Annotated in this window: 22 protein-coding genes; 13 read left to right on the plus strand and 9 right to left on the minus strand. The window is 73.6% G+C overall.

Annotated elements, in window-relative coordinates; all coding sequences use genetic code 11:
• Nucleotides 1-211: 211 nt before the first annotated feature.
• A complete protein-coding gene (locus tag ACWGSR_RS29440; protein WP_453570862.1) occupies nucleotides 212-2,344 on the plus strand; it encodes a primosomal protein N' in 2,133 nt (710 codons plus the stop codon).
• A gap of 435 nt (nucleotides 2,345-2,779) precedes the next feature.
• On the opposite strand, the gene ACWGSR_RS29445 is transcribed toward ACWGSR_RS29440, so the two are convergent.
• Nucleotides 2,780-3,298 carry a hypothetical protein gene (locus tag ACWGSR_RS29445; RefSeq protein ID WP_366378817.1) on the minus strand — a complete coding sequence of 173 codons (519 nt, stop codon included), beginning with the start codon at nucleotides 3,296-3,298 and terminating at the stop codon, nucleotides 2,780-2,782.
• 324 nt (nucleotides 3,299-3,622) lie between these two features.
• On the opposite strand from ACWGSR_RS29445, the gene fmt reads away from it, so the two are divergent.
• Nucleotides 3,623-4,555, plus strand: a complete 933-nt coding sequence (gene fmt / locus ACWGSR_RS29450; protein ID WP_376243718.1) for a methionyl-tRNA formyltransferase — start codon at nucleotides 3,623-3,625, stop codon at nucleotides 4,553-4,555.
• Between the two features lie 53 nt (nucleotides 4,556-4,608).
• Here fmt and ACWGSR_RS29455 read toward each other — a convergent pair whose 3' ends face one another.
• Complete coding sequence (locus ACWGSR_RS29455) at nucleotides 4,609-4,998, minus strand: amphi-Trp domain-containing protein (RefSeq protein WP_376243721.1); 390 nt, start codon at nucleotides 4,996-4,998, stop codon at nucleotides 4,609-4,611.
• Between the two features lie 2 nt (nucleotides 4,999-5,000).
• Nucleotides 5,001-5,615: an HdeD family acid-resistance protein gene (locus ACWGSR_RS29460; protein ID WP_376243724.1), complete on the minus strand. Its 615-nt coding sequence runs from the start codon at nucleotides 5,613-5,615 to the stop codon at nucleotides 5,001-5,003.
• Nucleotides 5,616-5,862: 247 nt separating this feature from the next.
• Between ACWGSR_RS29460 and ACWGSR_RS29465 the strand changes: the two genes are divergently transcribed.
• From ACWGSR_RS29465 to ACWGSR_RS29490, 6 genes are all read left to right on the plus strand, one after another.
• Nucleotides 5,863-7,275, plus strand: coding sequence for an RsmB/NOP family class I SAM-dependent RNA methyltransferase (locus tag ACWGSR_RS29465; protein ID WP_453570867.1), 1,413 nt, complete (start codon nucleotides 5,863-5,865; stop codon nucleotides 7,273-7,275).
• Nucleotides 7,276-7,425: 150 nt separating this feature from the next.
• Nucleotides 7,426-8,109: a ribulose-phosphate 3-epimerase gene (gene rpe / locus ACWGSR_RS29470; RefSeq protein WP_453570870.1), complete on the plus strand. Its 684-nt coding sequence runs from the start codon at nucleotides 7,426-7,428 to the stop codon at nucleotides 8,107-8,109.
• Nucleotides 8,110-8,277: 168 nt separating this feature from the next.
• Nucleotides 8,278-9,294, plus strand: coding sequence for a sugar-binding transcriptional regulator (locus ACWGSR_RS29475; protein ID WP_033209824.1), 1,017 nt, complete (start codon nucleotides 8,278-8,280; stop codon nucleotides 9,292-9,294).
• A gap of 52 nt (nucleotides 9,295-9,346) precedes the next feature.
• Nucleotides 9,347-9,784: a ribonuclease domain-containing protein gene (locus ACWGSR_RS29480; protein ID WP_453570873.1), complete on the plus strand. Its 438-nt coding sequence runs from the start codon at nucleotides 9,347-9,349 to the stop codon at nucleotides 9,782-9,784.
• Entirely contained in the window at nucleotides 9,774-10,082 is a 309-nt protein-coding gene (locus ACWGSR_RS29485; RefSeq protein WP_376243737.1) for a barstar family protein, read from the plus strand. The genes ACWGSR_RS29480 and ACWGSR_RS29485 overlap by 11 nt, the downstream gene beginning before the upstream one ends.
• A 129-nt stretch (nucleotides 10,083-10,211) precedes the next feature.
• Nucleotides 10,212-11,654, plus strand: coding sequence for a GuaB1 family IMP dehydrogenase-related protein (locus tag ACWGSR_RS29490; RefSeq protein ID WP_376243740.1), 1,443 nt, complete (start codon nucleotides 10,212-10,214; stop codon nucleotides 11,652-11,654).
• A 106-nt stretch (nucleotides 11,655-11,760) separates the two neighbouring features.
• Here ACWGSR_RS29490 and ACWGSR_RS29495 read toward each other — a convergent pair whose 3' ends face one another.
• On the minus strand, nucleotides 11,761-12,771 hold the full coding sequence (locus ACWGSR_RS29495) for a GDSL-type esterase/lipase family protein (protein WP_376240869.1): 1,011 nt from the start codon (nucleotides 12,769-12,771) through the stop codon (nucleotides 11,761-11,763).
• 341 nt (nucleotides 12,772-13,112) lie between these two features.
• Here ACWGSR_RS29495 and ACWGSR_RS29500 point away from each other — a divergent pair, with 341 nt between their 5' ends.
• Together ACWGSR_RS29500 and ACWGSR_RS29505 are read left to right on the plus strand one after the other, a co-directional pair.
• Nucleotides 13,113-14,588: an amino acid permease gene (locus ACWGSR_RS29500; RefSeq protein ID WP_376240871.1), complete on the plus strand. Its 1,476-nt coding sequence runs from the start codon at nucleotides 13,113-13,115 to the stop codon at nucleotides 14,586-14,588.
• A 10-nt stretch (nucleotides 14,589-14,598) separates the two neighbouring features.
• Nucleotides 14,599-15,054, plus strand: coding sequence for an Lrp/AsnC family transcriptional regulator (locus ACWGSR_RS29505; RefSeq protein ID WP_376240873.1), 456 nt, complete (start codon nucleotides 14,599-14,601; stop codon nucleotides 15,052-15,054).
• A gap of 3 nt (nucleotides 15,055-15,057) precedes the next feature.
• On the opposite strand, the gene ACWGSR_RS29510 is transcribed toward ACWGSR_RS29505, so the two are convergent.
• Nucleotides 15,058-15,615 (minus strand): Repetin, encoded by a 558-nt coding sequence (locus tag ACWGSR_RS29510; protein WP_453570877.1) that lies wholly within the window; start codon nucleotides 15,613-15,615, stop codon nucleotides 15,058-15,060.
• A gap of 313 nt (nucleotides 15,616-15,928) precedes the next feature.
• Here ACWGSR_RS29510 and ACWGSR_RS29515 point away from each other — a divergent pair, with 313 nt between their 5' ends.
• Together ACWGSR_RS29515 and ACWGSR_RS29520 are read left to right on the plus strand one after the other, a co-directional pair.
• Nucleotides 15,929-16,735, plus strand: a complete 807-nt coding sequence (locus tag ACWGSR_RS29515; RefSeq protein WP_053643746.1) for a carbon-nitrogen hydrolase family protein — start codon at nucleotides 15,929-15,931, stop codon at nucleotides 16,733-16,735.
• Nucleotides 16,736-16,791: 56 nt separating this feature from the next.
• Nucleotides 16,792-18,483, plus strand: a complete 1,692-nt coding sequence (locus ACWGSR_RS29520) for a flavin monoamine oxidase family protein (RefSeq protein ID WP_453570881.1) — start codon at nucleotides 16,792-16,794, stop codon at nucleotides 18,481-18,483.
• 33 nt (nucleotides 18,484-18,516) lie between these two features.
• On the opposite strand, the gene ACWGSR_RS29525 is transcribed toward ACWGSR_RS29520, so the two are convergent.
• The 3 genes from ACWGSR_RS29525 to ACWGSR_RS29535 all read right to left on the minus strand — a co-directional run bounded on the left by ACWGSR_RS29525 (nucleotide 18,517) and on the right by ACWGSR_RS29535 (nucleotide 22,038).
• On the minus strand, nucleotides 18,517-19,224 hold the full coding sequence (locus ACWGSR_RS29525) for a DUF5995 family protein (RefSeq protein ID WP_376240880.1): 708 nt from the start codon (nucleotides 19,222-19,224) through the stop codon (nucleotides 18,517-18,519).
• Between the two features lie 73 nt (nucleotides 19,225-19,297).
• A complete protein-coding gene (locus ACWGSR_RS29530; RefSeq protein WP_453570884.1) occupies nucleotides 19,298-20,692 on the minus strand; it encodes a uracil-xanthine permease family protein in 1,395 nt (464 codons plus the stop codon).
• Between the two features lie 122 nt (nucleotides 20,693-20,814).
• Nucleotides 20,815-22,038 (minus strand): MFS transporter, encoded by a 1,224-nt coding sequence (locus ACWGSR_RS29535; RefSeq protein WP_453570887.1) that lies wholly within the window; start codon nucleotides 22,036-22,038, stop codon nucleotides 20,815-20,817.
• 139 nt (nucleotides 22,039-22,177) lie between these two features.
• On the opposite strand from ACWGSR_RS29535, the gene ACWGSR_RS29540 reads away from it, so the two are divergent.
• Complete coding sequence (locus ACWGSR_RS29540) at nucleotides 22,178-23,302, plus strand: ROK family transcriptional regulator (protein WP_376240886.1); 1,125 nt, start codon at nucleotides 22,178-22,180, stop codon at nucleotides 23,300-23,302.
• A 168-nt stretch (nucleotides 23,303-23,470) separates the two neighbouring features.
• Here the strand turns inward: ACWGSR_RS29540 and ACWGSR_RS29545 are convergent, their stop codons facing one another.
• Entirely contained in the window at nucleotides 23,471-25,795 is a 2,325-nt protein-coding gene (locus tag ACWGSR_RS29545; protein WP_376240888.1) for a chitinase C-terminal domain-containing protein, read from the minus strand.
• Between the last annotated feature and the right edge of the window lie 6 nt (nucleotides 25,796-25,801).

The following is a 25,801-nucleotide window of genomic DNA, read 5'->3' on the forward strand; positions in this document are numbered from 1 at the left end:
GCGCCCGATCTACTCCCAGACCGCCGCCTACGGCCACTTCGGCCGCGAGCTGCCCGACTTCACCTGGGAGCGCACCGACCGCGTCGACGCCCTCAAGAAGGCCGCCGGACTGTAGACCCCCGGACACCCGCGGCGAAGCCCGGCACCCCTCACGGGGGCGCCGGGCTTCGCCGTGTCCGGGCTGTCGGTGGCATCTGGTAGGTATGGGGCCGTGAGCAGCGAGAACGAGAAGCCCTCCGAGGAACCCGAGCAGCTCGCGCTCATTCGGGAGACCGTGCGGAAGGCGAAGGTGCCGCGGGCCAAGCCGCGGACGTGGCGGGGGGCCGCCCTCGCCAAGGAGCTGCCCGTCGCCCGGGTCGTCGTCAACAAGGGCGCGCTCCACCTCGACCAGTTCTTCGACTACGCGGTCCCCGAGGAGCTGGACGGGGCCGCCCGGCCCGGAGTGCGGGTGCGGGTGCGGTTCGGGGCCGGGGCGCACCAGGTCAAGAACGGGCGCCGGGAGGGCGGACGGCTCATCGACGGCTTCCTCGTCGAGCGCCGGGCCGAGTCCGACTACTCCGGACCGCTCGCCGCCCTCGCCGACGTCGTCTCCCCGGAACCGGTCCTCGGGCCCGAGCTGCTCGGCCTCGCCCGGGCCGTCGCCGACCGGTACGCCGGCAGCCTCGCCGACGTGCTCCAGCTCGCCGTGCCGCCGCGCAGCGCCGCCGCCGAGCGCCGCCCCTCCCCGGAGCCGCTGCCGCCGCCGGGCGCCCCGGAGCCGGGGAGCTGGACGCGGTACGAGCAGGGGCCCGCGTTCCTGGACTCCCTCGCGCACGGCGGGGCGCCCCGGGCCGTGTGGAACGCGCTGCCGGGGCCGCACTGGGCCGAGGAGATCGCCCGGGCCGTCGCCGCGACCCTCGCCTCCGGGCGCGGCGCCCTCGTCGTCGTCCCCGACGGACGGGCCGCCGACCGGGTCGACGCGGCGCTGACCGAGGTCCTGGGGGAGGGGCGGCACGCGCTGCTCACCGCCGAGGCGGGCCCCGAGAAGCGGTACGCGCGCTGGCTCGCCGTGCGGCGCGGGTCCGTGCGGGCCGTCGTCGGCACCAGGGCGGCGATGTTCGCCCCCGTACGGGACCTGGGGCTCGTCGTCGTCTGGGACGACGGCGACGGCAGCCACAGCGAGCCGCACGCCCCCCAGCCCCACGCGCGCGAGGTGCTGCTGCTGCGCGCCGCCCACGACCGGTGCGCCTTCCTCCTGGGCAGCACGAGCTGCACCGTCGAGGCCGCCCAGCTCGTCGAGTCCGGCTGGGCCCGCGCGCTGACCGCCGGCCGCGACCGGGTCCGCGCGGCCGCGCCCCTGATCCGCACCGTCGGCGACGGCGAACTCGCCCGGGACGAGGCCGCGCGCGCGGCCCGGCTCCCCTCGCTCGCCTGGCAGGCCGTACGGGAGGGCTTGAAGACCGGTCCGGTGCTCGTCCAGGTGCCCCGCCGGGGGTACGTGCCGAGGCTGGCCTGCGAGCGGTGCCGGACGCCCGCCCGCTGCCGGCACTGCGCCGGACCCCTGGAGGCCCCCGAGCAGCGGGAGCTGTGCTGCGGCTGGTGCGGGCGCGGCGCCCCCGACTGGCACTGCGTCGAGTGCGGCTCGACCCGGCTGCGCGCCCAGGTGGTCGGCGCGCGGCGGACCGCCGAGGAGCTCGGCCGGGCCTTCCCGGCGGTGCCGGTCCGCACCTCGGGCCGGGACCACGTCCTGGACAGCGTGCCCGGGCGGCCCGCGCTCGTCGTCTCCACCCCCGGCGCCGAGCCCGTCGCCGAGGGCGGCTACGCGGCCGCGCTGCTCCTCGACGGCTGGGCCATGCTCGGCCGGCCCGACCTGCGCGCGGGCGAGGAGGCGCTGCGCCGCTGGATCGACGCGGCCTCCCTGGTGCGGGGGCAGGCCGAGGGCGGCACGGTCGTCGTGGTGGCCGAGCCGACGCTGCGGCCGGTGCAGGCGCTCGTCCGCTGGGACCCGGTCGGGCACGCCCGGCGCGAGCTGGCCGAGCGCGCCGAGCTGGGCTTCCCGCCGGTCTCCCGGATGGCCGCGGTGACCGGCCCGCCGGAAGCCGTCGAAGGCTTCCTGGCGGCGGCCGCGCTGCCCTCCGACGCCGAGATCCTCGGGCCGGTGCCGCTGCCCGTGGTGCGTCCCGGCGGCACCCGCCGGCCCGGCGACCCGCCGCCGGGCGAGCAGTGGGAGCGGGCCCTGGTCCGGGTCCCGCCGGGCAGCGGCGCTGCTCTGGCGGCCGCCCTCAAACAGGCCCGGGCGGCCCGCCTCGCACGCGGCGGCGGCGACCCGGTACGCGTCCGCGTGGACCCGCCGGACATCGGCTGACGCCGGGCCCCTCCGCACGGACGGGGGAGGGGCCCGGCGTCACCCGGACGTGGGGCGGCCCTCGTTCACCCCGGACTCGAAGGGGGTTCCCGTCCCAGGGCTCGGGGCGGCCTCCGTCACCCGGAGGACCTCCGTCCCCGGGCCCGGGACGGCCTCAGTCATTCGGAGGCGGGAGGGCCCTGTCCCCGGACCTCCGTCGCTTGGAGGCGGGAGGGCCCCGTTCCCGGACCCCCGGGACGGCCTCCGTCACCGGGAGGCGGGAGCACCCCCGGCCCCGGGCCTTCCGGGACGGCCTCCGTCACGCGGACTCGGGAGGACCCCGTCCCCTGACCTCCGGGGACGGCCTCCGTCACTCGGACTCGGGAGGGCTCCTCCCCCCCGGGCACGAGACGGCCGCCCGTCCCCCGGGGGCGGGCGGCCGTGGCGTCTCGGGCGTCAGACGTTGCGGGGCGCGGGGAAGGCCGACGGGCGGGCGTCCTCGCGGAGGGCGGGGCCGCCCGCGGAGGGCTGCGGCGGCATCGAGCGGGCGGCGGGGACCGACGGGACGGGGCGGATCCCGCCCGGCTCCATCCCGTGCTCCTGCTCCACGGCGGCGCTCTGCTGGGACGCCCGGCGGGCGCCGTAGCGGCGGTGGACGGCCTGCTTGGTGACCCCGAGCGCGGAACCCACCGCGTCCCACGAGAAACCGAGCGAGCGGTCGAAGTCGACCGCCGCGGTCACCAGGGTCTCGACGCTGTCCCGCAGCTCCTGGGCGAGGCGTACGGTCGGGGCGGGCGCGCGCCCGTAGACGACGAAGCCCGTCGACGGGCCGGAGCGGCGAGGGCGGTAGACATTGCCCAGCTGGGCCGTGAGCGTGCGCAGCGCGTCCACCTGCCGCCGGACCCGCTCGATGTCCCGCACGAGCAGGTGCAGACTCGCCCGGGCTTGGGCGTCGTGGGTTGCGTGGTCGGCCATGTGAAAGCCTCTCGAACCGGCGATGAAGGGGCGGGGTCGCGAAGGGAGCGGCGCGACCCGATTCGGTCAATCTCTCTTGACCAACGCGTCACCGGGAGTTGGGTCACGCTGCGGGGGCGTACACGCATATGCGCGGGGCGCCCGCCCTCGCGTACGCCCCCTCCGCCCCCGGCGCCGCGCGCCGGGCCGGAGCCTTCCGGGTACGCCCCGGGGCGTGTGTCGCGAGCCCTGCCCGCCCTCAGGGCGGACGGCGCCGCTCCCGACGCACGCCCTAGACTGGTGCGCTGCCCGTAACGCCCCCGGAGAGACAGGCAGTCGCCATCCATGAAGCTCGTCTTCGCAGGCACCCCCGAGGTCGCCGTTCCCGCCCTGGACGCCCTGATCGCCTCCGGGCGGCACGAGGTGGCCGCCGTGGTCACCCGGCCCGACGCCCCGGCGGGACGCGGCCGGCGGCTCGTCGCCAGCCCGGTGGCCCAGCGCGCGGAGGAGGCGGGGATCGAGGTCCTCAAGCCGGCCAGGCCCCGTGACGAGGACTTCCTCGCCCGGCTGCGGGAGATCGCGCCGGACTGCTGCCCGGTCGTCGCGTACGGCGCCCTGCTGCCCAAGGTCGCCCTCGACGTCCCGGCCCGCGGCTGGGTCAACCTGCACTTCTCGCTGCTGCCCGCGTGGCGCGGCGCGGCGCCCGTGCAGCACGCGCTGATGGCCGGCGACCAGGTGACGGGCGCCTCCACCTTCCTGATCGAGGAGGGCCTCGACTCGGGGCCGGTCTACGGCGTCGTCACCGAGGACGTGCGCCCGACCGACACCAGCGGCGACCTGCTCACCCGGCTCGCCTTCGCCGGCGCCGGGCTGCTCGCCGCGACCATGGACGGCATCGAGGACGGCACGCTCCGCGCCGTCCCGCAGCCCGTCGAGGGCGTCACCCTCGCCCCGAAGATCCGGGTCGAGGACGCCCACGTCGACTTCGCGGCCCCCGCGCTGCGGGTGGACCGCGTGGTGCGCGGCTGCACCCCGGCCCCGGGCGCCTGGACCGTCTTCCGCGGCGAGCGCCTCAAGCTGATCCAGGCCGTCCCCCTCCCGGACCGCACGGACCTGGCCCCGGGCGAGCTCTCGGTCGGCAAGAACAACGTGTACGCGGGCACCGGCTCGTACGCCGTCGAACTCCTCTGGGTCCAGCCCCAGGGCAAGAAGCCGATGAAGGCCGCCGACTGGGCCCGCGGGGTGCGGATCGCTCCGGGGGAGCGCCTGGGCGCCTAGTCCGGCGGATCAGGGCCGGGCGCGGAGGGGGAGCGGGGCGTACGGTCCCGGTGTCAGGACGATCCGGCGGAACGTTTCGCGGGCGCGCTCCTGCGGGTGGCGGTCCCGGAGCGCTTGGGCTTGGGCTTGGGCTTGGTTTCGGGCGGGGCGCTCCCGTCCCGTTCCGTCTCCTCCTTCCCGTCCGCCCGTGGCCTCGTCCGCGGCTTCGGGCGGAGGCCCGCGACCGGCCACTTCAGCTCGATCTCCAGCTCCACCTCGCCCTCTCCCATCTCGATCTCGATCTCGGTCCTGAGTTCGTCCGGGACGTGCAGGCTGAGCCTGCCGTGGCCGATGTCCCACTCGACGTCCCCGCCGTCCTTCAGGGCGGTCGCGAGCGCCATGAGCTGCTCCGCGGCTTCGAGGCGCGAGACGGAGCGCTTCTGTTCGAACTTGATGTCCTTCATGGCTACTTCCGGTTCGGGTGCGGGGAGTGGGTGGCGTCCGCCCCGCGCAGGGCCGAGCGCCATGCCAGGGCGAGTGCGGCCTCGGCCAGGCCGAGGAGGACGAGCCAGAGGCCGAGCAGCCGGGTCAGGACCCGGGCCGACTCGGCCGGGAGGGCCAGCACGACGATGCCGGCGGCGATGCCGAGGGCGGCGACCGCGGCGACCGCGCCGCGGTACGGAAGGTCCTCGGCGGCGAGGGCGCCGTACAGCGTGACGATCCCGGAGACCAGCCAGACGGCGCCCACGACGAGGGAGAGCGCGGCGACCGTCTGGAGCGGATGGCGCAGGCACAGCACCCCGCCCAGGACGAACAGGACGGCCACGAGCAGCCCCGGCAGCCGTTCGCCGGCGTTCCGGCGGCCGAAGACCATGACGAAGCGGAAGACCCCGGTCGCGAGCAGGTACAGGCCGATCAGCACGCCCAGGACGTGGAGGGTCGCGTCCGGCCAGACCAGGGCCGTGACGCCGGGCACCAGCGTCACGACCGCCGCGGCGAGGAACCAGGTCCAGGAGCTGCCCAGCCGCGCCAGCGGATCCGCCGGACCGGCCGCGGGGGCGGTCCCGAAGGGAGAGGTCATCTCTCCTCCTCCCGGCCGGGGACACACCGGATCCCGTGTCCCTTCATGTGCTTATCGACCGTATCGCGCGGTATGCGGGGTGTCTTCCGCAGGATCGACCGCATGGCCGACCGCATGGCCGGCCACAGGGCCGGCCACAGGGCCGACCGCGGGGTCGACCGCGGGACCACGCCGCTCCGGGACCATCACCGGGAAGGACTACGCTGGGGGGCGTTCGACCTCGTCATTTCGTCACGCGGAGCACCTTTTGAGCGAGCAGGCACGACGCCGTCCCCCCAAGCCCTACCGGAAGCCGAAGAAGGACCCGGTCCGGATGCTCGCCTTCGAGGCGCTCAGGGCGGTCGACGAGCGGGACGCCTACGCGAACCTGGTGCTGCCGCCGCTGCTGCGGAAGGCCCGCGAGGGCGGGGACTTCGACGGCCGGGACGCGGCCCTCGCGACCGAGCTGGTGTACGGGACGCTGCGCCGCCAGGGCACGTACGACGCGATCATCTCCGCCTGCATCGACCGCCCGCTGCGCGAGGTCGACCCGCCCGTGCTCGACGTGCTCGCGCTCGGCGCGCACCAGCTCCTCGGGACCCGGATCCCCACCCACGCCGCCGTCTCCGCCAGCGTCGAACTGGCGCGGGTGGTGCTCGGCGACGGGCGGGCCAAGTTCGTGAACGCCGTGCTGCGGAAGATCGCGCAGCAGGACCTGGACGCCTGGGTGGCGCAGGTCGCCCCGCCGTACGACGAGGACCCCGAGGACCACCTCGCCGTCGTCCACTCGCACCCCCGCTGGGTCGTCTCGGCCCTCTGGGACTCGCTCGGCGGCGGCCGCGCCGGGATCGAGGACCTCCTGGAGGCGGACAACGAGCGCCCCGAGGTCACCCTCGTCGCCCGCCCCGGCCGCTCCACCACCGAGGAGCTCGCCGCGGCCACCGAGACCCTGCCGGGCCGCTGGTCCCCGTACGCCCTGCGGATGGCGGAGGGCGGCGAGCCCGGCGCCATCGAGGCCGTGAAGGAGGGCCGGGCCGGCGTCCAGGACGAGGGGAGCCAGCTCGTCGCCCTCGCCCTCGCGAACGCCCCCCTCGAAGGACCCGACGCCCGCTGGCTCGACGGCTGCGCGGGCCCCGGCGGCAAGGCCGCGCTCCTCGCCGCCCTCGCCTCCGAGCGGGGCGCCGCGCTCCTCGCCTCCGAGAAGCAGCCGCACCGCGCCCGCCTGGTCGAGCGCGCCCTCGCCGGCAACCCCGGCCCCTACCAGGTGATCGCCGCCGACGGCACCCGCCCGCCGTGGCGCCCCGGCTCCTTCGACCGGGTCCTGGTGGACGTGCCGTGCTCGGGCCTCGGCGCCCTGCGCCGCCGCCCCGAGGCCCGCTGGCGCCGCCGCCCCGACGACCTGGACGGCTTCGCCCCGCTCCAGCGCGCGCTGCTCACCGAGGCGCTGCGCGCGGTGCGCGTCGGCGGCGTCGTCGGGTACGCGACCTGCTCGCCGCACCTGGCCGAGACCCGGATCGTCGTCGACGACGTCCTGAAGAAGACCGGTGGCGCCGAGCTGATCGACGCCCGCCCGCTGCTGCCCGGCGTCCCCGCGCTCGGCGAAGGGCCGGACGTCCAGCTCTGGCCGCATCTGCACGGTACGGACGCCATGTACCTGGCGCTGCTGCGCCGGACCGCCTGACCCCGGACCGCTCCACCCTTCGATCATCCGACCGCAATATCCCGGTCTGTACAGGTCCCGGGCTCGTCGTTTCGTACCGAACCTGGTCCGGACCTGAATCGAAACCGCCCAGCGGCAAAGAAGTGCCCAAGAACGTGGGAGGCTTGGCGCATGGCGCAGATCAACCCCAGCATCCTGTCCGCGGACTTCGCCCGGCTCGCCGAGGAGGCGAAGGCGGTCGAGGGTGCCGACTGGCTGCACGTCGACGTGATGGACAACCACTTCGTCCCCAACCTGACGCTGGGCGTGCCGATCGTGGAGTCCCTCGCCCGGGCGACGGAGACCCCGCTCGACTGCCACCTGATGATCGAGGACCCCGACCGCTGGGCCCCGCAGTACGTGGAGGCCGGCGCCGGTTCGGTGACCTTCCACGTCGAGGCCGCCGCCGCCCCTGTGCGGCTCGCGCGGGAGATCCGGGCCAAGGGCGCCCGCGCCTCGATGGCGCTCAAGCCGGCCACCCCCATCGAGCCGTACGAGGACCTGCTCCCCGAGCTCGACATGCTGCTGATCATGACCGTCGAGCCCGGCTTCGGCGGCCAGGCCTTCCTCGACATCATGCTGCCCAAGATCCGCCGCACCCGTGAGCTGATCTCCAAGCACGGTCTCGAGCTGTGGCTCCAGGTCGACGGCGGGGTCGCGGAGTCCACGATCGAGCGGTGCGCCGAGGCCGGCGCCGACGTCTTCGTCGCGGGCTCCGCGGTGTACGGAGCGGCCGATCCGGCCGCCGCCGTCGCCGCGCTGCGGACCCGCGCGGAGACCGCGACGGCCTCCGCCGCGTGGGCGTGTGGCCACTGAGCCTCCGCCGGATGAACGCGGTCCGTCGGGCCGCCGACAGGACTGATCAAGGCCCGTCGTTTCTGACAGGATGAACGACGAGCAGGAGTGTGAACGACCCCGTCACGTGAACGGCGTGACGGGGGCAAGCGGTACGTGAACGGCAGTGAGGAGATCGCGGTGGCGGGTATGTCGGCGGGACGGTCAGCCCTGCGGATGGGCCCCGCGGAGCTGGTGCAGGCGGCGGCCATGGCCCGCCGCTTCTACCTGGAGGGCAAGTCCAAGATCCAGATCGCCGAGGAGTTCGGCGTGAGCCGCTTCAAGGTGGCCCGGGTCCTGGAGACCGCCCTGGAGCGCGACCTCGTACGGATCGAGATCCGCGTGCCGGCCGAGCTGGACGCCGAGCGCTCCGACGCGCTCCGCGCCCGCTACGGGCTCCGCCACGCCGTCGTCGTCGAGTCCCCGGCGGAGGGCGAGGACGAGTCGCCCGACCCGGAGAACCTCGGCGAGGTCGCCGCCGACCTGCTCGGCGAGCTGGTCACCGAGGGCGACGTCCTCGGCCTGGCCTGGGGCCGCTCCACCATCCACATGGCGGCCGCGCTCGACCGGCTGCCGCCCTGCACGGTCGTCCAGCTCACCGGCGTGTACGACGCCGGGACCGCCGAGCGCGGCTCCGTCGAGGCCGTGCGCCGGGCCGCCCAGGTCTCCGGCGGCGAGGCCCACCCCATCTACGCCCCCATGCTGCTGCCCGACCCGGCGACGGCCGCCGCCCTGCGCAGCCAGACCGGCATCGCGCGCGCCTTCGAGTACTTCGACAAGGTGACCGTCGCCTGTGTCTCCATCGGCTCCTGGGAGCCGGGCATCTCCACCGTCCACGACATGCTCTCCGACGAGGAGCGCGCCCACTACGCCTCGCTCGGCGTCGCCGCCGAGATGTCCGCGCACCTCTTCGACGCCGAGGGGCGCCGGGTCGGCCGCGACCTGGGCGAGCGCTGCATCACCGTCGAGGCGGACCGGCTGCGCCGGATCCCCGAGGTGGTCGCCATCGCCGGCGGTCAGCGCAAGGCGGCGGCGATCGGCGCGGTGCTCCGCTCCGGGCTCGTCACCAGCCTGGTGACCGACCGCGCCGCGGCGGACTACCTGCTCACCGAGTCCAGGCCGGGCACCCACCCGGCGCTCGACCGGACGGACCCCGACGGAAGCTGAACCACGGGTGTTCCCGGGGGCCGGAGCCGTTCCGCGACGCTATGTTCGGGACATGCTGCTCCGGCCCCCGCGCGTGCTCCTCGCGCTCGTCCTCGCCGTCCTCCTGGGCGGCTTCCTCGCCGGATGCTCCCCGGCGACCGGAGGCGCGGGAACCGCCGCCCCGACCCGTACGGCCACGGCCGCCCCGCCCACCGGCGCCTCCGGGCTGCCCACCGTGCGGGCCGCCGACCTGCCGCCCGAGGCGCGCGGGACGCTCGACCTCATCGCACGCGGCGGGCCCTACCCGTACGCCAAGGACGGCGCCGTCTTCTCCGACTTCGAGAGGGCCCTGCCCCGCCGGGAGCGCGGCTACTACCACGAGTACACCGTGAGGACCCCCGGCGAACGCGACCGGGGAGCGCGCCGCCTCGTCACCGGGCGGAACGGCGAGACGTACTACACCGACGACCACTACGAGACCTTCCGGGAGGTGGTCAGGGATGGGCCTTGACGACCCCGTCGTCCTCGACCTGACCGGCGTCGACGACAAGGCCGCCCTCATGGACCGGTGCGCCGAGGCCCTCGCGCTGCCCGACTGGTTCGGCCGCAACTGGGACGCCCTCGCCGACTGCCTCACCGACCTGCCCCGGCCGGTCGTCCTCGTCGTCACCGGCTGGCGGGGGTACGCCGAGGCCCGGCCGCGCGAGTGGCGGACCGCCCAGGAGGTCTTCGCCACGGCGGCCGACGAGAGCCCCGCCCGCCTCTCCGTCCTCCTCTCCCTGGGCGAGACCTTCGGAGGATCCTCCTAACCTCCTGTCGCGAGCCTCGGAGGATCGGCCCGGGACTGGTATGCGTACACCCGTGGGACAATGAACTACGTGCTTTTTCCCCTGGCTGAAATGCCTAGGGGCCGATCCGAACGACTGGGATGTCAGCACGTGCGTTTCCTCAATGACGTCAAGCCGCCCTACGACCTGACGTACGACGATGTGTTCATGGTGCCGAGCCGCTCGGCCGTCGGCTCCCGCCAGGCCGTGGACCTCTCCTCGCCCGACGGCACCGGGACGACGATCCCGCTCGTCGTGGCCAACATGACCGCCATCGCCGGCCGCCGGATGGCCGAGACCGTCGCCCGCCGCGGCGGCCTGGTCGTCATCCCGCAGGACATCCCGATCGAGGTCGTCACCGACGTGGTCTCGTGGGTGAAGAGCCGCCACCACGTCCTCGACACCCCGATCGTCCTGGAGCCGCACCAGACCGTCGCCGACGCGCTCGCCCTGCTGCCCAAGCGCGCCCACGACGCCGGCGTCGTCGTCGACGAGGACCGGCGCCCGGTGGGCGTCGTCACCGACGCCGACCTCTCCGGCGTGGACCGCTTCACGCAGCTCTCCGAGGTCATGTCCAAGGACCTGCTCCTCCTGGACGCGGACATCGACCCGCGCGAGGCCTTCAACACCCTCGACGCCGCCAACCGGCGCTACGCCCCCGCCGTCGACGCGGACGGCAGGCTGGTCGGCATCCTGACCCGCAAGGGCGCCCTGCGCGCCACCCTCTACACCCCGGCCGTCGACAAGAACGGCGGGCTGCGCATCGCCGCCGCCGTCGGCATCAACGGCGACGTGGCGGGCAAGGCCAAACTGCTCCTCGACGCGGGCGTCGACACGCTCGTCATCGACACCGCGCACGGCCACCAGGAGTCGATGATCTCCGCCATCCGGACCGTCCGGGCGCTCGACCCGCAGGTCCCGATCGTCGCGGGCAACATCGTCGCCGCCGAGGGCGTCAAGGACCTGATCGAGGCGGGCGCCGACATCATCAAGGTCGGCGTCGGCCCCGGCGCCATGTGCACCACCCGCATGATGACCGGCGTCGGCCGCCCGCAGTTCTCGGCCGTCCTGGAGTGCGCCGCCGAGGCGCGCAAGTACGGCAAGCACGTCTGGGCCGACGGCGGTGTCCGCCACCCGCGCGACGTCGCCATGGCGCTCGCCGCCGGCGCCTCCAACGTGATGGTCGGCTCCTGGTTCGCCGGCACGTACGAGTCGCCGGGCGACCTCCAGCAGGACGCCAAGGGACGCTTCTACAAGGAGTCCTTCGGCATGGCCTCGGCCCGCGCCGTCAAGAACCGCACCTCCGACGAGTCCGCCTACGACCGCGCCCGCAAGGCGCTGTTCGAGGAGGGCATCTCCACCTCCCGCATGTTCCTCGACCCGCAGCGTCCGGGCGTCGAGGACCTGATCGACTCGATCATCGCGGGCGTCCGCTCCTCCTGCACCTATGCCGGTGCCGGCTCGCTCGCCGAGTTCGAGGAGAAGGCCGTGGTCGGCATCCAGTCCGCCGCCGGTTACGCGGAGGGCAAGCCGCTGCACGCCAGCTGGAGCTAGCGCCCGTCCGGCGGATCAGGACCGGAAAGGCCCTGGTCCTCGCACGCACGAAGGCCGTGGGCCCCCGGGACGCCGTTCCCGGGGGCCCACGGCCGTCTCTCGTGCGTCACGCGGGAGAAGGGGCGACCGGGACGCCCGGGACCCCGCTCAGGGCCTCCGCCACCGCCGCCGCGATCCGGGCGTGCCCCCGGTCGTTCGGGTGCAGCCCGTCCGCCAGGTGCTCCGGGCCGAGCAGCGGGCCGCCGGGCAGGACGAGGAGGTGCCCGTCGCCGTCGGCCGCCAGGTCCCGGCCCGCCCGCTCCATGGCCCGGCGCAGCTCCGTGAGGGTCGCGCCGAGGGCGTTGCGGGTGTGCTCGGCCTCCGGGCGCAGCACGGGCGAGACGATCAGCAGCGGGGTCTCGGGATGGCCCTTGCGGACGAGCCCGACGAAGGCGCGCACGGTCTCGTACAGCCAGTCGGCCGTCGCGGGCGCCTTGGACCAGCAGTTGGTGCCGAAGGCGAGGGTGATCAGCTCGCCCGGGAGCCGCGCCAGATGCTCGGCGAGGGGCAGCTCGCCGCGCGCCGCGCCCGCGTACCCCAGGTTGACCGGGTCGAGGCCCAGGAGGCGGCCCGCCGTGGCGGGCCAGGAGCGGGCCGGCCGGGTCGACCACCAGCCCTCGGTGATCGAGTCGCCGTGGACGAGCCAGCGGGGCCGGACGGGAGCGGGGGAGAGGGCGCCGCCGACGGCCCGCAGGGCGAGCGGCACGGGCGCCTGGCCCTCCGGCAGGTACACGCTGAAGACGCCGCCGCCCGGCGGCAGCGGGAGCTTCACGACGGCCTCGGCCGCCGGGGCGACGCAGGTCTCCCCGACGAACCGCGCCCCGCTCCACAGCGCGAAGCAGTGGCGCAGGTCCCGCAGCGGGTCGTCCGGATCCGGCACGGCCGCCCGGTAGCGCAGCTCCACCGCGCGCGTGCCGGGCGCCGCCGTGAACTCGATCCGCACCCCGATGGGCAGCTCGGCCCGCGCCGCCACGTCCCAGGGCAGCCGCGCCAGGTCGTCCGGATCGGCCCGCACGGGCCGTTTCCCGTCCAGCCAGGCCGTACCGCGCAGAAACGCTTCCGGGTCGAGCCAGTCCACCGGGCCTCCGATCGTCGGGCCGCCGGACCTCGCGGAGCGGGTCGTCCGGCACGTACGGCCCATGCGTGCGTGGATCGCTGCATGCCCCCGATGTACTGATTCATGCGGGGGAGCGCAATGTTTCCCCCGTCCGTGCCGTAAGTGCGCAATGATCATCCGTCATTGCGCAACAACCCTGCATTACGAGTGCGAACCCTCTCCCCTTAGGCTCGTGCCTCGTACCAGGAGTGGCGGCGACCGCCTGCTCGGCGGTTCCGTCCCCCGTGGGCCTGCTCCGGCATGCCCGCACACCGCCGCGGTCCCCGCTCCGCCCCCACAGGCAGCGATAAGGAGCCTCCGCAGTGCTGGACCACGGCGCAGCCCCACCGGTCGACGACACGGCCGTCCCCAAGCCCTCCGCTCTCCGCGCCCTCGGCCGTCGCAAGCCGGTGGAAGCCCTGGTCGCGGAGGGTGGGCAGGGCGAGGGCGGCAACCTCCGCCGCTCCCTCTCGATGTGGCAGCTGACCATGATCAGCATCGGCGCCACGCTCGGCACGGGCATCTTCGTCGTCCTCGGCGACGCCGTCCCCAAGGCCGGCCCCGCCGTCACCGTCGCCTTCGTCATCGCCGGCCTCACGGCGCTCTTCTCGGCCCTCTCGTACGCCGAGCTGGCCGGCTCCATACCGGTGGCCGGCTCCTCCTACTCGTACGCGTACGCAACGATGGGCGAACTCGTCGCCTGGGTCTGCGGCTGGTGCCTGGTCCTGGAGTACGGCGTCTCGGTCGCCGCCGTGGCCGTCGGCTGGGGCGAGTACCTCAACGAGCTGCTCGACGGGACCATCGGGGTCACCCTCCCCGCCGCGGTCTCCTCCGCGCCCGGCGAGGGCGGCTTCATCAACCTGCCCGGTCTGATCGTCGTCCTGCTCGCGATGGTCTTCCTGCTCGGCGGCGCCCGCGAGTCCGCCGTCGTCAACACGGTCATGGTGTTCGTGAAGATCGCCGCGCTCGTGCTCTTCTGCGCCATCGGCTTCATGGGCTTCAAGTCCGGCAACTACGCCGACTTCATGCCCCTCGGCATGGCCGGGGTCAGCGCCGCCGGAGCCAGCCTCTTCTTCTCGTACATCGGCTTCGACGCCGCCTCCACCGCCGGTGAGGAGGCGAAGGACCCGAAGCGCGACCTGCCGCGCGCGATCATGCTGTCGCTGCTCATCGTCACCGTGCTCTACGTCCTGGTCGCCGCCGTCGCCGTCGGCGCGTGGAACTGGAAGGACTTCGAGGGCTCCGAGGCCTCGCTCGCCGCGATCATGAACGACGTCAGCGGCCAGAAGTTCTGGGGCACCCTGCTCGCCGCCGGCGCCGTCATCTCGATCGCCAGCGTCGTGCTCACCGTCCTCTACGGCCAGACCCGGGTGCTCTTCGCGATGTCCCGCGACGGCCTCGTGCCCAAGGTCTTCGGCAAGGTCAGCGGCAAGACCGGCACCCCGCGCGTGAACACGGTCATCGTGTCCCTGTTCTGCGGCGCCCTCGCCTCCGTCATCCCGCTCGGCAAGCTCGTCGACGCCACCAGCATCGGCACCCTCTTCGCCTTCGCCCTGGTCAACGTCGCGGTGATCGTGCTGCGGAAGAGCCGCCCGACCATGGACCGCACCTTCCGCGTCCCGCTCGGCTGGACCTTCCCGATCCTCGGCTTCCTGTTCTGCGTCTACAACATGTTCAGCCTGGACGCGATCACCTGGGTCGTCTTCGGTTGCTGGATGGCCGCCGGGCTCGTGTTCTACTTCCTGTACGGCATGCGCCGCTCCCGCCTGGCCACCGCAGCGCCCTCAGCAGAGAAGTGATCCACCCGTAGTGCGACTCAACGACCTCGACGAACGCATCGTCCACGCCCTCGCGGAGGACGCCCGCCGCTCGTACGCCGACATCGGCTCGCTCGTCGGCCTCTCCGCGCCCGCCGTGAAGCGGCGCGTGGACCGGCTCCGGGCCGAGGGCGCCATCACCGGCTTCACCGTACGGGTGGACCCGGCGGCGCTCGGCTGGGAGACCGAGGGGTTCGTCGAGATCTACTGTCGCCACAACACCTCGCCGGCCGACATCCGGCGGGGTCTGGAGCGGTACCCCGAGGTGGTGTCCGCGTCGACCGTCACCGGTGACGCGGACGCCGTCGTCCAGGTCTTCGCCTCGGACATGCGCCACTTCGAGCGCGTCCTGGAGCGGATCGCGGGCGAGCCCTTCGTGGAGCGCACCAAGTCCGTCCTGGTGCTCTCGCCGCTGCTGCGGCGCTTCTCCTCGGGCTCGCCCGCCTAGGGGCTACTCCGTCGGGTACTCCACCCGCCAGGGCAGCACCGTGAAGTCGCCGGTGCCGGCCTTCACCTTCTCGAAGGGGGCCGCGCTCATGCACGGCGGCAGCTCCTGGTGGTCCCCCTTCGTCATCCAGCTGTAGCCCAGGCGGTCGCGCCGCCCGTCGTCGTGCACCGAGATCCCGACCCGCTTGTTCCGGAAGCCGTCCACGTCGGTCTCGGTCACGACGCCCGTCACCACGGCCACCGTGCCGCCCGTGGTGAGGCAGTCGACCTTCGCCACCGCGTAGCCCCCCTCGCCGTCCTTGTAGTGGCTGAACCGGAAGGTGCCGGTCGCGGCCTGCGGGTCCTTGTTGTCCTTCGCCGCCAGGTGCGCGTCGAAGGAGAACGTGATGTCGTCCCCGGCCGGCCGGTACAGCTTGGCCGTGCCGGTCAGCGCGGCCGCCTCCCGCTCGCCGTGCCGGGCGGCGGAGCCCCCGCCGTCCGCCGAGGCGACGGCGGACCCCGCGGCCCCCGCCGTGATCAGGAGGGCGGCGGCCAGGGCGGCGAACTTCGTACGACGGTTCATGGGTGGTTCCGTTCCTTTCGGCTGGTCACCGGCCGGTCGACCGGACGCCCACCACTCTTCCGCGCGGACCGCGCCGGGACGTCGCGCCGTGGAACGGTCCTCGCCTCCGCCGCGCGGCGGGGGAGGCGTACGACCACGGGCGGGAGCCGTACGACCACGGCGGGAGCCGTACGCAACGAATCGCCGCCGAGGGCGAGGACCGCGCAACGGTTCGACGGTCGGTCCGCAACGCTCCCGCCTTGTCCCGGCCGAGTCCGGAACCGTACCGTTTTTGACGTCTTCCCCCTGTACTCCGGACCCCCCGAGGATCGCCATGCCCGCGCTGCGCACCGCCCTGCTCCAGAGCTCCGGCGAGCTCGGTGACGTGGCCGCCAACCTCAAGATCCTCGACGAGGCCGCAGCCCGGGCCGCCGCCGCCGGAGCGGGCCTGCTGCTCGCCCCCGAGCTGTTCCTGACCGGCTACGCCATCGGCGCCGACATGGCCCGCCTGGCCGAACCGGCCGACGGCCCCTCCGCCCGCGCCGTCGCGGCCGTCGCCGTCCGCCACGGCCTGGCCGTCGGCTACGGCTACCCGGAGCGCAACACCGAGGAGCACGGCGTCCTCCACAACTCCGTGCGGCTCGTCGGCGCCGACGGCGTCCCGCTCGCGAACTACCGCAAGACCCACCTCTACGGCGCCTTCGAGAACCAGTGGTTCACACCCGGCGACGACGGCGTCGTCCAGGCCGAGGTCGGCGGCCTCACCGTCGGCCTGATGATCTGCTACGACGTCGAGTTCCCCGAGAACGTACGGGCGCAGGCCCTGGCCGGCACGGACCTCCTCCTCGTACCGACCGCGCTCATGCACCCGGCCGAGGTCGTCGCCGAGTCCGTCGTCCCCGTGCGCGCCTTCGAGAACCAGCTCTACATCGCGTACGCCAACCGGACCGGCCCCGAGGGCGACTTCGAGTTCGTCGGGCTCTCCGCGCTCGCCGCCCCCGACGGCACCGCCCGGGCCCGCGCCGGACGCGGCGAGGACCTCGTCGTCGGCGACGTCGACCCCGCCTTCCTGGCGGCCTCCCGCGAGCTGAACCCCTACCTCCGCGACCGGCGCCCGGACCTCTACGGCCCCCTGGTCTGAGCCCCCTCCGCCCTCCCGCCCCACCCTTCTTCTCCCGTGCAAGGAGTCCGTACCCCATGACGTCCACGGTGCCCAACGCCGTCCAGCACACCGACGCGCAGCCGCCGATCACCATGTTCGGTCCGGACTTCCCGTACGCCTACGACGACTTCCTGGCCCACCCGGCCGGGCTCGGCCAGATACCGGCGACCGAGCACGGCACCGAGGTCGCGGTCATCGGCGGTGGCCTGTCCGGGATCATCGCCGCGTACGAGCTGATGAAGATGGGCCTCAAGCCCGTCGTCTACGAGGCCGACAAGATCGGCGGCCGGCTGCGGACCGTCGGCTTCGAGGGCTGCGACGACTCGCTGACCGCCGAGATGGGCGCCATGCGCTTCCCGCCCTCCTCGACCGCGCTCCAGCACTACATCGACCTGGTCGGCCTGGAGACCACGCCCTTCCCGAACCCGCTCTCCCCGGCCACCCCGTCGACCGTGGTCGACCTCAAGGGCGAGTCGCACTACGCCGAGACCATCGACGACCTGCCGCAGGTCTACCGTGACGTCGCCGCCGCCTGGGGTAAGTGCCTGGAAGAGGGCGCCGACTTCTCCGACATGAACACCGCCATGCGCGAGCGCGACGTCCCGCGCATCCGCGAGATCTGGGCGCAGCTCGTCGAGAAGCTCGACAACCAGACCTTCTACGGCTTCCTCTGCGAGTCCGAGGCCTTCAAGTCCTTCCGGCACCGCGAGATCTTCGGCCAGGTCGGCTTCGGCACCGGCGGCTGGGACACCGACTTCCCCAACTCCATCCTGGAGATCCTCCGCGTCGTCTACACCGAGGCCGACGACCACCACCGCGGCATCGTCGGCGGCTCGCAGCAGCTCCCGCTGCGCCTGTGGGAGCGCGAGCCGGCGAAGATCGTGCACTGGGCGCAGGGCACCTCCCTCGCCTCCCTGCACGGCGGCGACCCGAAGCCGGCCGTGACCCGGCTGAACCGGACCGCGGGCAACCGGATCACGGTCACCGACGCCTCCGGCGACATCCGCACGTACCGGGCGGCGGTCTTCACCGCCCAGTCCTGGATGCTGCTCTCCAAGATCGCCTGCGACGACTCGCTCTTCCCGATCGACCACTGGACGGCGATCGAGCGCACCCACTACATGGAGTCGTCCAAGCTGTTCGTGCCGGTCGACCGGCCGTTCTGGCTGGACAAGGACGAGGACACCGGGCGTGACGTCATGTCGATGACGCTCACCGACCGGATGACCCGCGGCACCTACCTCCTGGACGACGGCCCGGACAAGCCGGCCACGATCTGCCTCTCGTACACCTGGTGCGACGACAGCCTCAAGTGGCTGCCGCTGTCCGCGAACGAGCGGATGGAGGTCATGCTGAAGTCGCTCGGCGAGATCTACCCGAAGGTCGACATCCGGAAGCACATCATCGGCAACCCGGTGACGGTCTCCTGGGAGAACGAGCCCTACTTCATGGGCGCCTTCAAGGCGAACCTGCCGGGCCACTACCGCTACCAGCGGCGCCTGTTCACCCACTTCATGCAGGACCGACTGCCCGAGGACAAGCGGGGCATCTTCCTCGCCGGCGACGACATCTCCTGGACGGCCGGCTGGGCCGAGGGCGCGGTGCAGACGGCGCTCAACGCGGTCTGGGGCGTGATGCACCACCTCGGCGGTTCCACCGACGCCACCAACCCGGGTCCGGGCGACGTCTACGACGAGATCGCCCCGGTCGAGCTGCCGGAGGACTGACCCCCGTACCCGTCGGGGCCCGGTCGGGAAGGTTCAGGGCCTGGTCAGGGGTGTGAGCAGCATCCGCCCCACCAGGCCCACCGACCGGTCCAGGCGCTCGGTGAACTCCCCGGCCAGCTCGGGAAGCCCGCGCAGCTGCCAGAGCGAGCGGGCCGCCAGCCAGGCCCCGTCCCTGGCCCGGTCCAGGGACCAGCAGCCGAGCAGATGGGTGAGCGGGTCCGCGAGCTCCAGGAGGTCCGGGCCCGGCATCAGCTCCTCCCGGATGCGCTCCTCCAGGAGGACGAGGACGTCCCCGACCCGGTCGAACTCGTCCTCCAGGTCGGCCGGCCCGCACTCCAGGTCCCGGCAGGCGTCCACGACGGCGAGCGCCAGGTCGTGGCCGATGTGCGCGTTGATCCCGGCGAGCGCGAACTGCAGCGGACGCACGCCGGGATGGCGCCGGTAGTGGAAGAGGGGCCGCCAGCAGGCGGGCGCGGGGCCCCCGCCGACGAGGGAGTCGACCGCCGCGAGGTACCGCTCGGCGAACCGCACGTCGAGCGTGGCGGCGGCCCGCCGGTCCTCGAAGGCGCCCGCCTCGATGGCGTGGCCGATCTCCTCCGTGACGGTCAGGTAGACCCGGTTGAAGACGGCGACCCCGTCCGCCGGGTGCCAGGCCGCGCGGAGCGACCGCATCCGGTCCACCACGGGGTCGACCGCGACGAAGGGTCCGAGTTGCTGCCCGAGCTGCTGGGTCTGCGCCATGGGGGCAGGCTCCCAGCCGCCGGGCCCGCAGGGGAGCCTTCCGGGCCCGGCTTCCCCAGAACGGGCGAATCCCTCAGCTCTTCGCCCCGCCGTCCGCGCCGCTCTCGTACGAACTGGTGCCGGAGTCCAGGAGCGGTTCCTGCTCCTTGAGGTGGGCCGGGGCGAAGGCCCGCAGCACGTGGTAGCCGGTGATGACGACGATCGTGCCGAGCGCGATGCCGCCCAGCTCGAAGGTGTCGGTGAAGGTCAGCTTCACGCCGCCGACGCCGATGATGATGCCGGCGGCGGCCGGGACCAGGTTGAGCGGGTTGCGCAGGTCGACCTCGGCGTTGATCCAGATCTGGGCGCCGAGCAGGCCGATCATGCCGTACAGGATGACGGTGATGCCGCCGAGGACGCCGCCGGGGATGGCGGCGACGACCGCGCCGAACTTCGGGCAGAGGCCGAAGAGCAGCGCGAAGCCGGCCGCGGCCCAGTAGGCGGCGGTCGAGTAGACGCGGGTGGCGGCCATGACGCCGATGTTCTCGGAGTACGTGGTGTTCGGCGGGCCGCCCACGGCGGTCGACAGCATCGAGGCGGCGCCGTCGGCGGCGATCGCGGTGCCGAGCTTGTCGTCCAGGTCGTCCCCGGTCATCTCGCCGACGGCCTTCACGTGCCCGGCGTTCTCGGCGATCAGGGCGATGACCACGGGCAGCGCGACCAGGATCGCGGACCACTCGAAGCTGGGACCGTGGAAGGAGGGCAGACCGATCCAGTCGGCCTGCGAGACGCCGGAGAGGTCGAGCCGCCAGTGGTCGGTGACCTGGCCGGACGGCGACATCGAGTGGATCTTGCCGAAGACCAGGTCGAGCACCCAGGACAGGGCGTAGCCGAAGACCAGGCCGAGGAAGATCGCGATCCGGGACCAGAAACCGCGCAGGCAGACCACGGCCAGACCGGTGAACAGCATCACCAGGAGCGCCGTCCACTGGTCCTGCGGCCAGTAGGTGGCCGCGGTGACCGGGGCCAGGTTGAAGCCGATCAGCATGACGACGGCGCCGGTCACGATCGGCGGCATCGCCGCGTGGATGATCCGCGCGCCGAACCTCCGCACCGCGAGGCCCGCGAGGAAGAGCACGGCGCCGACGACCAGGACCGCGCCGGTCACGGTGGCGCTGGTGCCGCCGGAGGCCCGGATGGCGGCGGCGACGCCGACGAAGGAGAGCGAGCAGCCCAGGTAGGACGGGACCGTGCCCCGGGTCGCCAGGAGGAAGATGGCGGTCGCGACGCCGGACATCATGATCGCGAGGTTCGGGTCCAGGCCCATGAGCACCGGGGCGACGAAGGACGCGCCGAACATCGCGACCACGTGCTGCGCGCCGAGTCCGACGGTCCGGGGCCAGGAGAGCCGCTCGTCCGGGCGGACGACGGCCCCCGGAGCGGGTGTTCTCCCGTCCCCGTGCAGGGTCCAGCGCACGCCGAGGTTCATGAGGTCGCTCCCGTTCTCCGGTTCCGGCGGTCGCGTCGTGACCGCAAAAGATCAGCCACATGGTATGCGCGACCGCCGGCCGGGGACGCCGGGGAGGACGGCGCCCCGGCCGGTGGTCGCCGCTACGCGGCCGGGCCCCCGCTCCTGGCGCGGACGCCGTCGGCCGGGGCGGCCGCCGGGACCTTCCGGTCGGCGCTCCGGAGCACGCCCGCGCCCACCACCAGACCGAACGCCAGCAGCGTGACCAGGCCGAAGGAGAAGACGAGCGAGGTCGCGTCGGCGATGCCGCCGATCGCTGAGGGGGCGATGAGGCCCGAGGTGTACGTGATGGTGGCGACGCCCGCGATGGCCTGGCTGGGGTTCGGGCCGCTGCGTCCGGCCGCCGCGAAGGCGAGCGGGACGACGACCGCGACCCCGAGCCCGATGAGTCCGAATCCGGCCAGGGCGACGGCGGCGTGCGGGGCGAGGACCACCATGAGCCCGCCGAGGGTGGCGACGGCGCCCCCGGCCCGTACCGTGCGGACCGCGCCGAAGCGGTCCACGACCCGGTCGCCGACCAGCCGGGCCACGGCCATCGTCAGGGCGAAGGCGGTCGTCGAGGCGGCCGCGAGCCCGGCCGAGGTGCCCAGCTCGTCCCGGAGGTAGACGGCCGACCAGTCGAGGCTGGCGCCCTCCGCGAACACCGCGCAGAAGCCGATGGCGCCGATGACGAGCGCGGACTTCGGCGGCAGCGCGAAGCGCGGCGGCGCCTCCTCCTCGGGGGTGCTGCGCACGTCGAGGACGTCCTGGCAGAAGACCAGGCCGAGCGCGGTGAGGACGAGGGCGGCGATCAGGTGGTGGATCCGGGCGTCTCCGCCGAGGTGGGCGGCGACCGTTCCGGCGGCGGAGCCGATCAGGGCGCCCACGCTCCACATGCCGTGCAGGCTCGACATGATGGAGCGGCCGAGCAGGGTCTCGGTCTCGACGCCCAGCGCGTTCATCGCCACGTCGGACATGCCGGCGGTCGCGCCGTACACGAAGAGCGCGCCGCACAGCCCCCAGACGTTCGGGGCGAGCGAGGGCAGGATCAGGGAGAGCGTCCACAGGGCGAGCAGGCCGCGCAGCGCGGTGCGGGCGCCGAAGCGGTGGGAGATCGCCCCGGCGAGCGGCATCGCGAGCGAGGCGCCGAGCGCGGGGAAGGCGAGCGCGAGCCCGAGCTGTCCGGCGCTGACGCCCGCGTGCTCCTGGATCCAGGGGATGCGGGTGGCGAAGCTGCCGGTCACCGCGCCGTGGACGCAGAAGACGGCGGCGACGGCGAAGCGCGCCCGCCGCAGGCGTTCGGTGGTGGTGACGGTCTCCGCCGCCATGGGCCCTCCCGGTGTCGTGGCGCACCACTGCCTCGGTGCACCTCTGTGGTCATGCGCCGCGTAAACTATCAGGAACCCTGCCTGATAAATAGTCCACGGGGAGGAGTCCCGCCCCGGGAACGTCTGAGAGGATCGCCGCATGGCCGCATCCCCGAGCACCGCGCGGGCCATCAACGACCGGCTCGCCCTGCGACTGCTCCAGGACGAGGGCCCGTTGACGGCCGCTCAGCTCAAGACGCTCACCGGACTCTCCCGCCCCACCGTCGCCGACCTCGTCGAGCGGCTCCGGGGCTCCGGGCTCGTCCACGTCGTCGGCGAGGCCGGGGCCGAGCGCCGGGGCCCCAACGCCAAGCTGTACGGGATCGTCGCCGGCCGTGCCCACCTCGCCGCCCTCGACGTGCGCACCCGCTCCGTCTCCGTCACCGTCGCCGACCTGCTCGGCACCACGCTGGCCGAGGCCTCCGCGCCCGTCGGCGACGACGGCGGCACCGGACCGGCCGTGGAGAAGGCCGTCGCCCTCCTGGAGCGGACGGTGAAGGAGGCCGGCGTCGACGTGCCGCACAGCGTCGCGGTCGGCGCCCCCGGACTCATCGAGCCGGTCACCGGCGAGCTGCGCGACTCCACGGGGCTGCCCGCCTGGCACCGGCGGCTCGTCGCCGTCCTCCAGGAACGGCTCCCCGCGCGCGTGCTCGTCGAGAACGAGACCAACCTCGCCGCCGTCGCGGAGCTGCGCGAGGGCGCGGCCCGCGACCGCGAGGACTTCGTCCTGCTCTGGCTCGGCCAGGGCGTGGGCGCCGCCGTCGTCCTCGACGGGCGGCTGCGCCGGGGCGCCTCGGGCGGGGCGGGCGAGATCGGCTTCCTGCCGGTGCCCGGCACCACCGGGCTCCCCTCGGCCACCGGCTGCGACGGCGGCTTCCACGAACTGGCCTGCACCGCGGCCGTGGAGGCGCTCGCCCGGGAGCACGGCCTGGACCCGGGGACCGCGCTCGCCTCCGGGCACGAGCCCTTCCTGGACGCCGTCGCCCGCCGGCTCGCCGTCGGCGCGGCGGCCGTGGTCTCGGTCCTCGACCCCGGCTGCGTGGTCCTGGGCGGCGAGACCGGCCACAGCGGCGGCGCGGCCCTGGCGGCCCGGGTGGAGGCGGAGCTCGCCGCCCTCTCGCCGCTGCGCACCGAGGTCCGGGCCACCGCCCTCGGCGACGCGGCCGTCCTGCGCGGCGCCCTCCTGACGGCCCGGGACGCGGCCCAGGAGGACCTGTTCCCGTAGGGGCGGGATCCCGCCGTCGCGTACGGCTCCGGAAACGCCACCGCGCCGCGCCCCGGACAGGGAAGCGCGGCGCGGAGGGTGCCCGGCGGCGGCAAGGGCCGTGAGTTTCCGCCGCCGGGAGTCCTTCGACGAGGGTCCTCCGGTGAGGGCCCCTTCAGGAGGTGGGGATCAGCAGGCGCCGAGGTCCTTCCAGACGCCCCACTCGCCGGTCGTGCCCGGCTCCTGGTTCTGGGTCCACCACTGGGCCTTCCACTTGCGGCCCTTGTGGGCGACCTCGTTGCCCGCGTTGTAGACCGTGCCCGCCACGTAGGCCGGGGCGGTGCAGCCGGTGGGCGGCTCCGTGGTCGGCGGGGTGGTCGGGGGCGTGGTGCCGGAGCCCGGCTCCACGACCGTCGTGCCGCGCGCCAGGTCACCGGCGAGTGCGTACGTCGTGCCGCTGATGTTCACCGTCCAGTTGGAGGGGGTGGACACCGGCAGGTAGTAGTTGAACGACAGGTCGACCGTCGCGCCCGGGGCCAGCGTCTGCCAGGCCGGGAGCTTCAGCGAGACGCGGTGGAAGTCGCCCTTCAGACCGCCGACGTTGCCGCCGGTGTGGTCGCTGCTGATCACCTTGGTGCCGAAGCCCGACTGGTCGGAGGCGTTGGCCGGGGCCGCGGTGGAGTAGTCGAACTGGAACTCCGTGCCGCCGGGGAGGGTGGTCGCGGTGTTGTTGGTGATCTTCAGCTTGGGCGTGATCGGGTAGTTGGAGTCGCCCAGCTTGAACTCGGTGAAGTCCACCGCGATGTCGACCGCCTTGGCGGGCAGCGCCTTGTTGGACTTCTTCGCGCCGTACGGGGCGGCCGTCTTGAACTTGTCGTACATCAGCGAGGTGAGGGTGGAGCCCGCCTCGTACTGGCCCTTGGCCGCGTTCCAGGCGTAGTCGCCGGCCATCTCCCAGACCATGGTGCCGCCGATGCCGCGGTCGACCACGTAGTCCGCCTTCTTGGCCACCGACTGCTCGTCCTCGGTGGAGAGGAAGACCTTCTTCTGCGCGTTCCACAGCCACGGCGCGACCAGGGCCGAGTCGTACTTGCGGGCGTAGGTGCCGGTCAGCTGGGTGTTGGCGGGGAAGCCGTACTGGGTGACGTAGTCGCCGACGATCCCCTTCTCCAGGTTCTTGGCGTGCCACATCGGGTTCGAGCCCGCCGGGGACTCGACGCCGTTGTCGTCCTTGTCGTGCCAGAGGTTGTCGATGCCGACGGCGCCGTCACCGCACTTGGTCAGGCCGGAGCCCGCCGGGCAGGAGGACGCGGCGGCCTTGCCCCACAGTCCGTCCGTGCCGCCCTGCACGTTCTTGTGGCCGCGGGTGTAGTACGGCAGGCCGATGTTGATGCGGCCGGCCGGCATGGAGCCGCGGAAGTAGTGGTACGCCCAGTCGGTGTTCAGGTAGCCGATGCCGCCGTACTGCGCGCTGCCGTAGACGTTCGCGGAGGCCAGCTCGGCGTCCTTGCCGTCGTCGAACAGGGAGGCGTTCGGGCCGACGTACTCGTTCCAGGCGCCGTGCAGGTCGTACGACATGATGTTGACGTAGTCCAGGTACTTCTGGACCTGGAAGGTCTCCATGCCGCGCAGCAGGTAGCCGGAGGAGGGGGCGGCGACGGTCAGCAGGTAGTGCTTGCCGTCGGCGGCGCCGGCCCGGTCCAGCTTCTCGCGCAGGGTCTTCATCAGGGCCGCGTAGCCCTTGTTGAGCCCGGCGCGGCGGGCGTTGGAGATCGGGAAGTCGGCCGGGTGACCGGCGTCCTTCATCGACGTCGGGTACTCGTAGTCGATGTCGACGCCGTTGAAGCCGTACTTCTTGATGAACGCCACGGCGGAGTCGGCGAAGGTGTTGATGCCCGTCTGGTTCACGGAGCCGTCCGCGTTGGTGGCCATCGTGTAGAAGCCGCCGGAGCCGACCCGCTTGCCGCTGTCGTCGAAGTAGCCGCCGGTCTCGGCCCAGCCGCCCACGGAGATGAGCGTCTTGACGTCCGGATGCTGCTTCTTGAACTTGTTGAGCTGGTTGAAGTGCCCCTTGTACGGGAGCGACGGGTCCATCTCGGCGCCGGCCACGCCGGGCCAGGTCATGCCGGTCGCCGCGTTGTTCGGGCCGTCGGTGCCCACGGACACCTTGTTGGCCGCGTCCACGTGCGCGAAGGCGTAGTTGATGTGGGTGATCTTGTCCCACGGGATGTCGTCGGCGAGGTAGGCGTCCTGGCCGTTCTTGCCGGTGCGCCAGCCGGTGAAGTAGCCGATGACCCGGCGCTGGTGGTCCGCGCCCATCTTCTCGCGGCCCTCGGCGTCGTAGACCGAGCAGTACGGGACGTCGACGCCGGGCGTCTTGTAGAGGCCGTCGGGGCGACAGGACTCGTTGTCGGCCGCGTACGAGACGCCGCCGGAGAGCGAGCTGAGCAGCAGCCCGGCGACGGCCGCGCCGGACGCGAGCAGCGAGGCTCTCTTCGTCGTGGGGGACAACACGATCGG

The sequence above is a fragment of the Streptomyces sp. NPDC055632 genome (genome assembly GCF_053618675.1).

What these genes read in the sequence shown, in the direction of transcription:
- ACWGSR_RS29445 (WP_366378817.1), bottom strand. Translation starts at nt 3,298, where the DNA reads ATGGCCGACCACGCAACCCACGACGCCCAAGCCCGGGCGAGTCTGCAC.
- fmt (WP_376243718.1), top strand. Translation starts at nt 3,623, where the DNA reads ATGAAGCTCGTCTTCGCAGGCACCCCCGAGGTCGCCGTTCCCGCCCTG.
- ACWGSR_RS29455 (WP_376243721.1), bottom strand. Translation starts at nt 4,998, where the DNA reads ATGAAGGACATCAAGTTCGAACAGAAGCGCTCCGTCTCGCGCCTCGAA.
- ACWGSR_RS29460 (WP_376243724.1), bottom strand. Translation starts at nt 5,615, where the DNA reads ATGACCTCTCCCTTCGGGACCGCCCCCGCGGCCGGTCCGGCGGATCCG.
- rpe (WP_453570870.1), top strand. Translation starts at nt 7,426, where the DNA reads ATGGCGCAGATCAACCCCAGCATCCTGTCCGCGGACTTCGCCCGGCTC.
- ACWGSR_RS29475 (WP_033209824.1), top strand. Translation starts at nt 8,278, where the DNA reads ATGTCGGCGGGACGGTCAGCCCTGCGGATGGGCCCCGCGGAGCTGGTG.
- ACWGSR_RS29480 (WP_453570873.1), top strand. Translation starts at nt 9,347, where the DNA reads ATGCTGCTCCGGCCCCCGCGCGTGCTCCTCGCGCTCGTCCTCGCCGTC.
- ACWGSR_RS29485 (WP_376243737.1), top strand. Translation starts at nt 9,774, where the DNA reads ATGGGCCTTGACGACCCCGTCGTCCTCGACCTGACCGGCGTCGACGAC.
- ACWGSR_RS29510 (WP_453570877.1), bottom strand. Translation starts at nt 15,615, where the DNA reads ATGAACCGTCGTACGAAGTTCGCCGCCCTGGCCGCCGCCCTCCTGATC.
- ACWGSR_RS29515 (WP_053643746.1), top strand. Translation starts at nt 15,929, where the DNA reads ATGCCCGCGCTGCGCACCGCCCTGCTCCAGAGCTCCGGCGAGCTCGGT.
- ACWGSR_RS29520 (WP_453570881.1), top strand. Translation starts at nt 16,792, where the DNA reads ATGACGTCCACGGTGCCCAACGCCGTCCAGCACACCGACGCGCAGCCG.
- ACWGSR_RS29525 (WP_376240880.1), bottom strand. Translation starts at nt 19,224, where the DNA reads ATGGCGCAGACCCAGCAGCTCGGGCAGCAACTCGGACCCTTCGTCGCG.
- ACWGSR_RS29530 (WP_453570884.1), bottom strand. Translation starts at nt 20,692, where the DNA reads ATGAACCTCGGCGTGCGCTGGACCCTGCACGGGGACGGGAGAACACCC.
- ACWGSR_RS29535 (WP_453570887.1), bottom strand. Translation starts at nt 22,038, where the DNA reads ATGGCGGCGGAGACCGTCACCACCACCGAACGCCTGCGGCGGGCGCGC.
- ACWGSR_RS29540 (WP_376240886.1), top strand. Translation starts at nt 22,178, where the DNA reads ATGGCCGCATCCCCGAGCACCGCGCGGGCCATCAACGACCGGCTCGCC.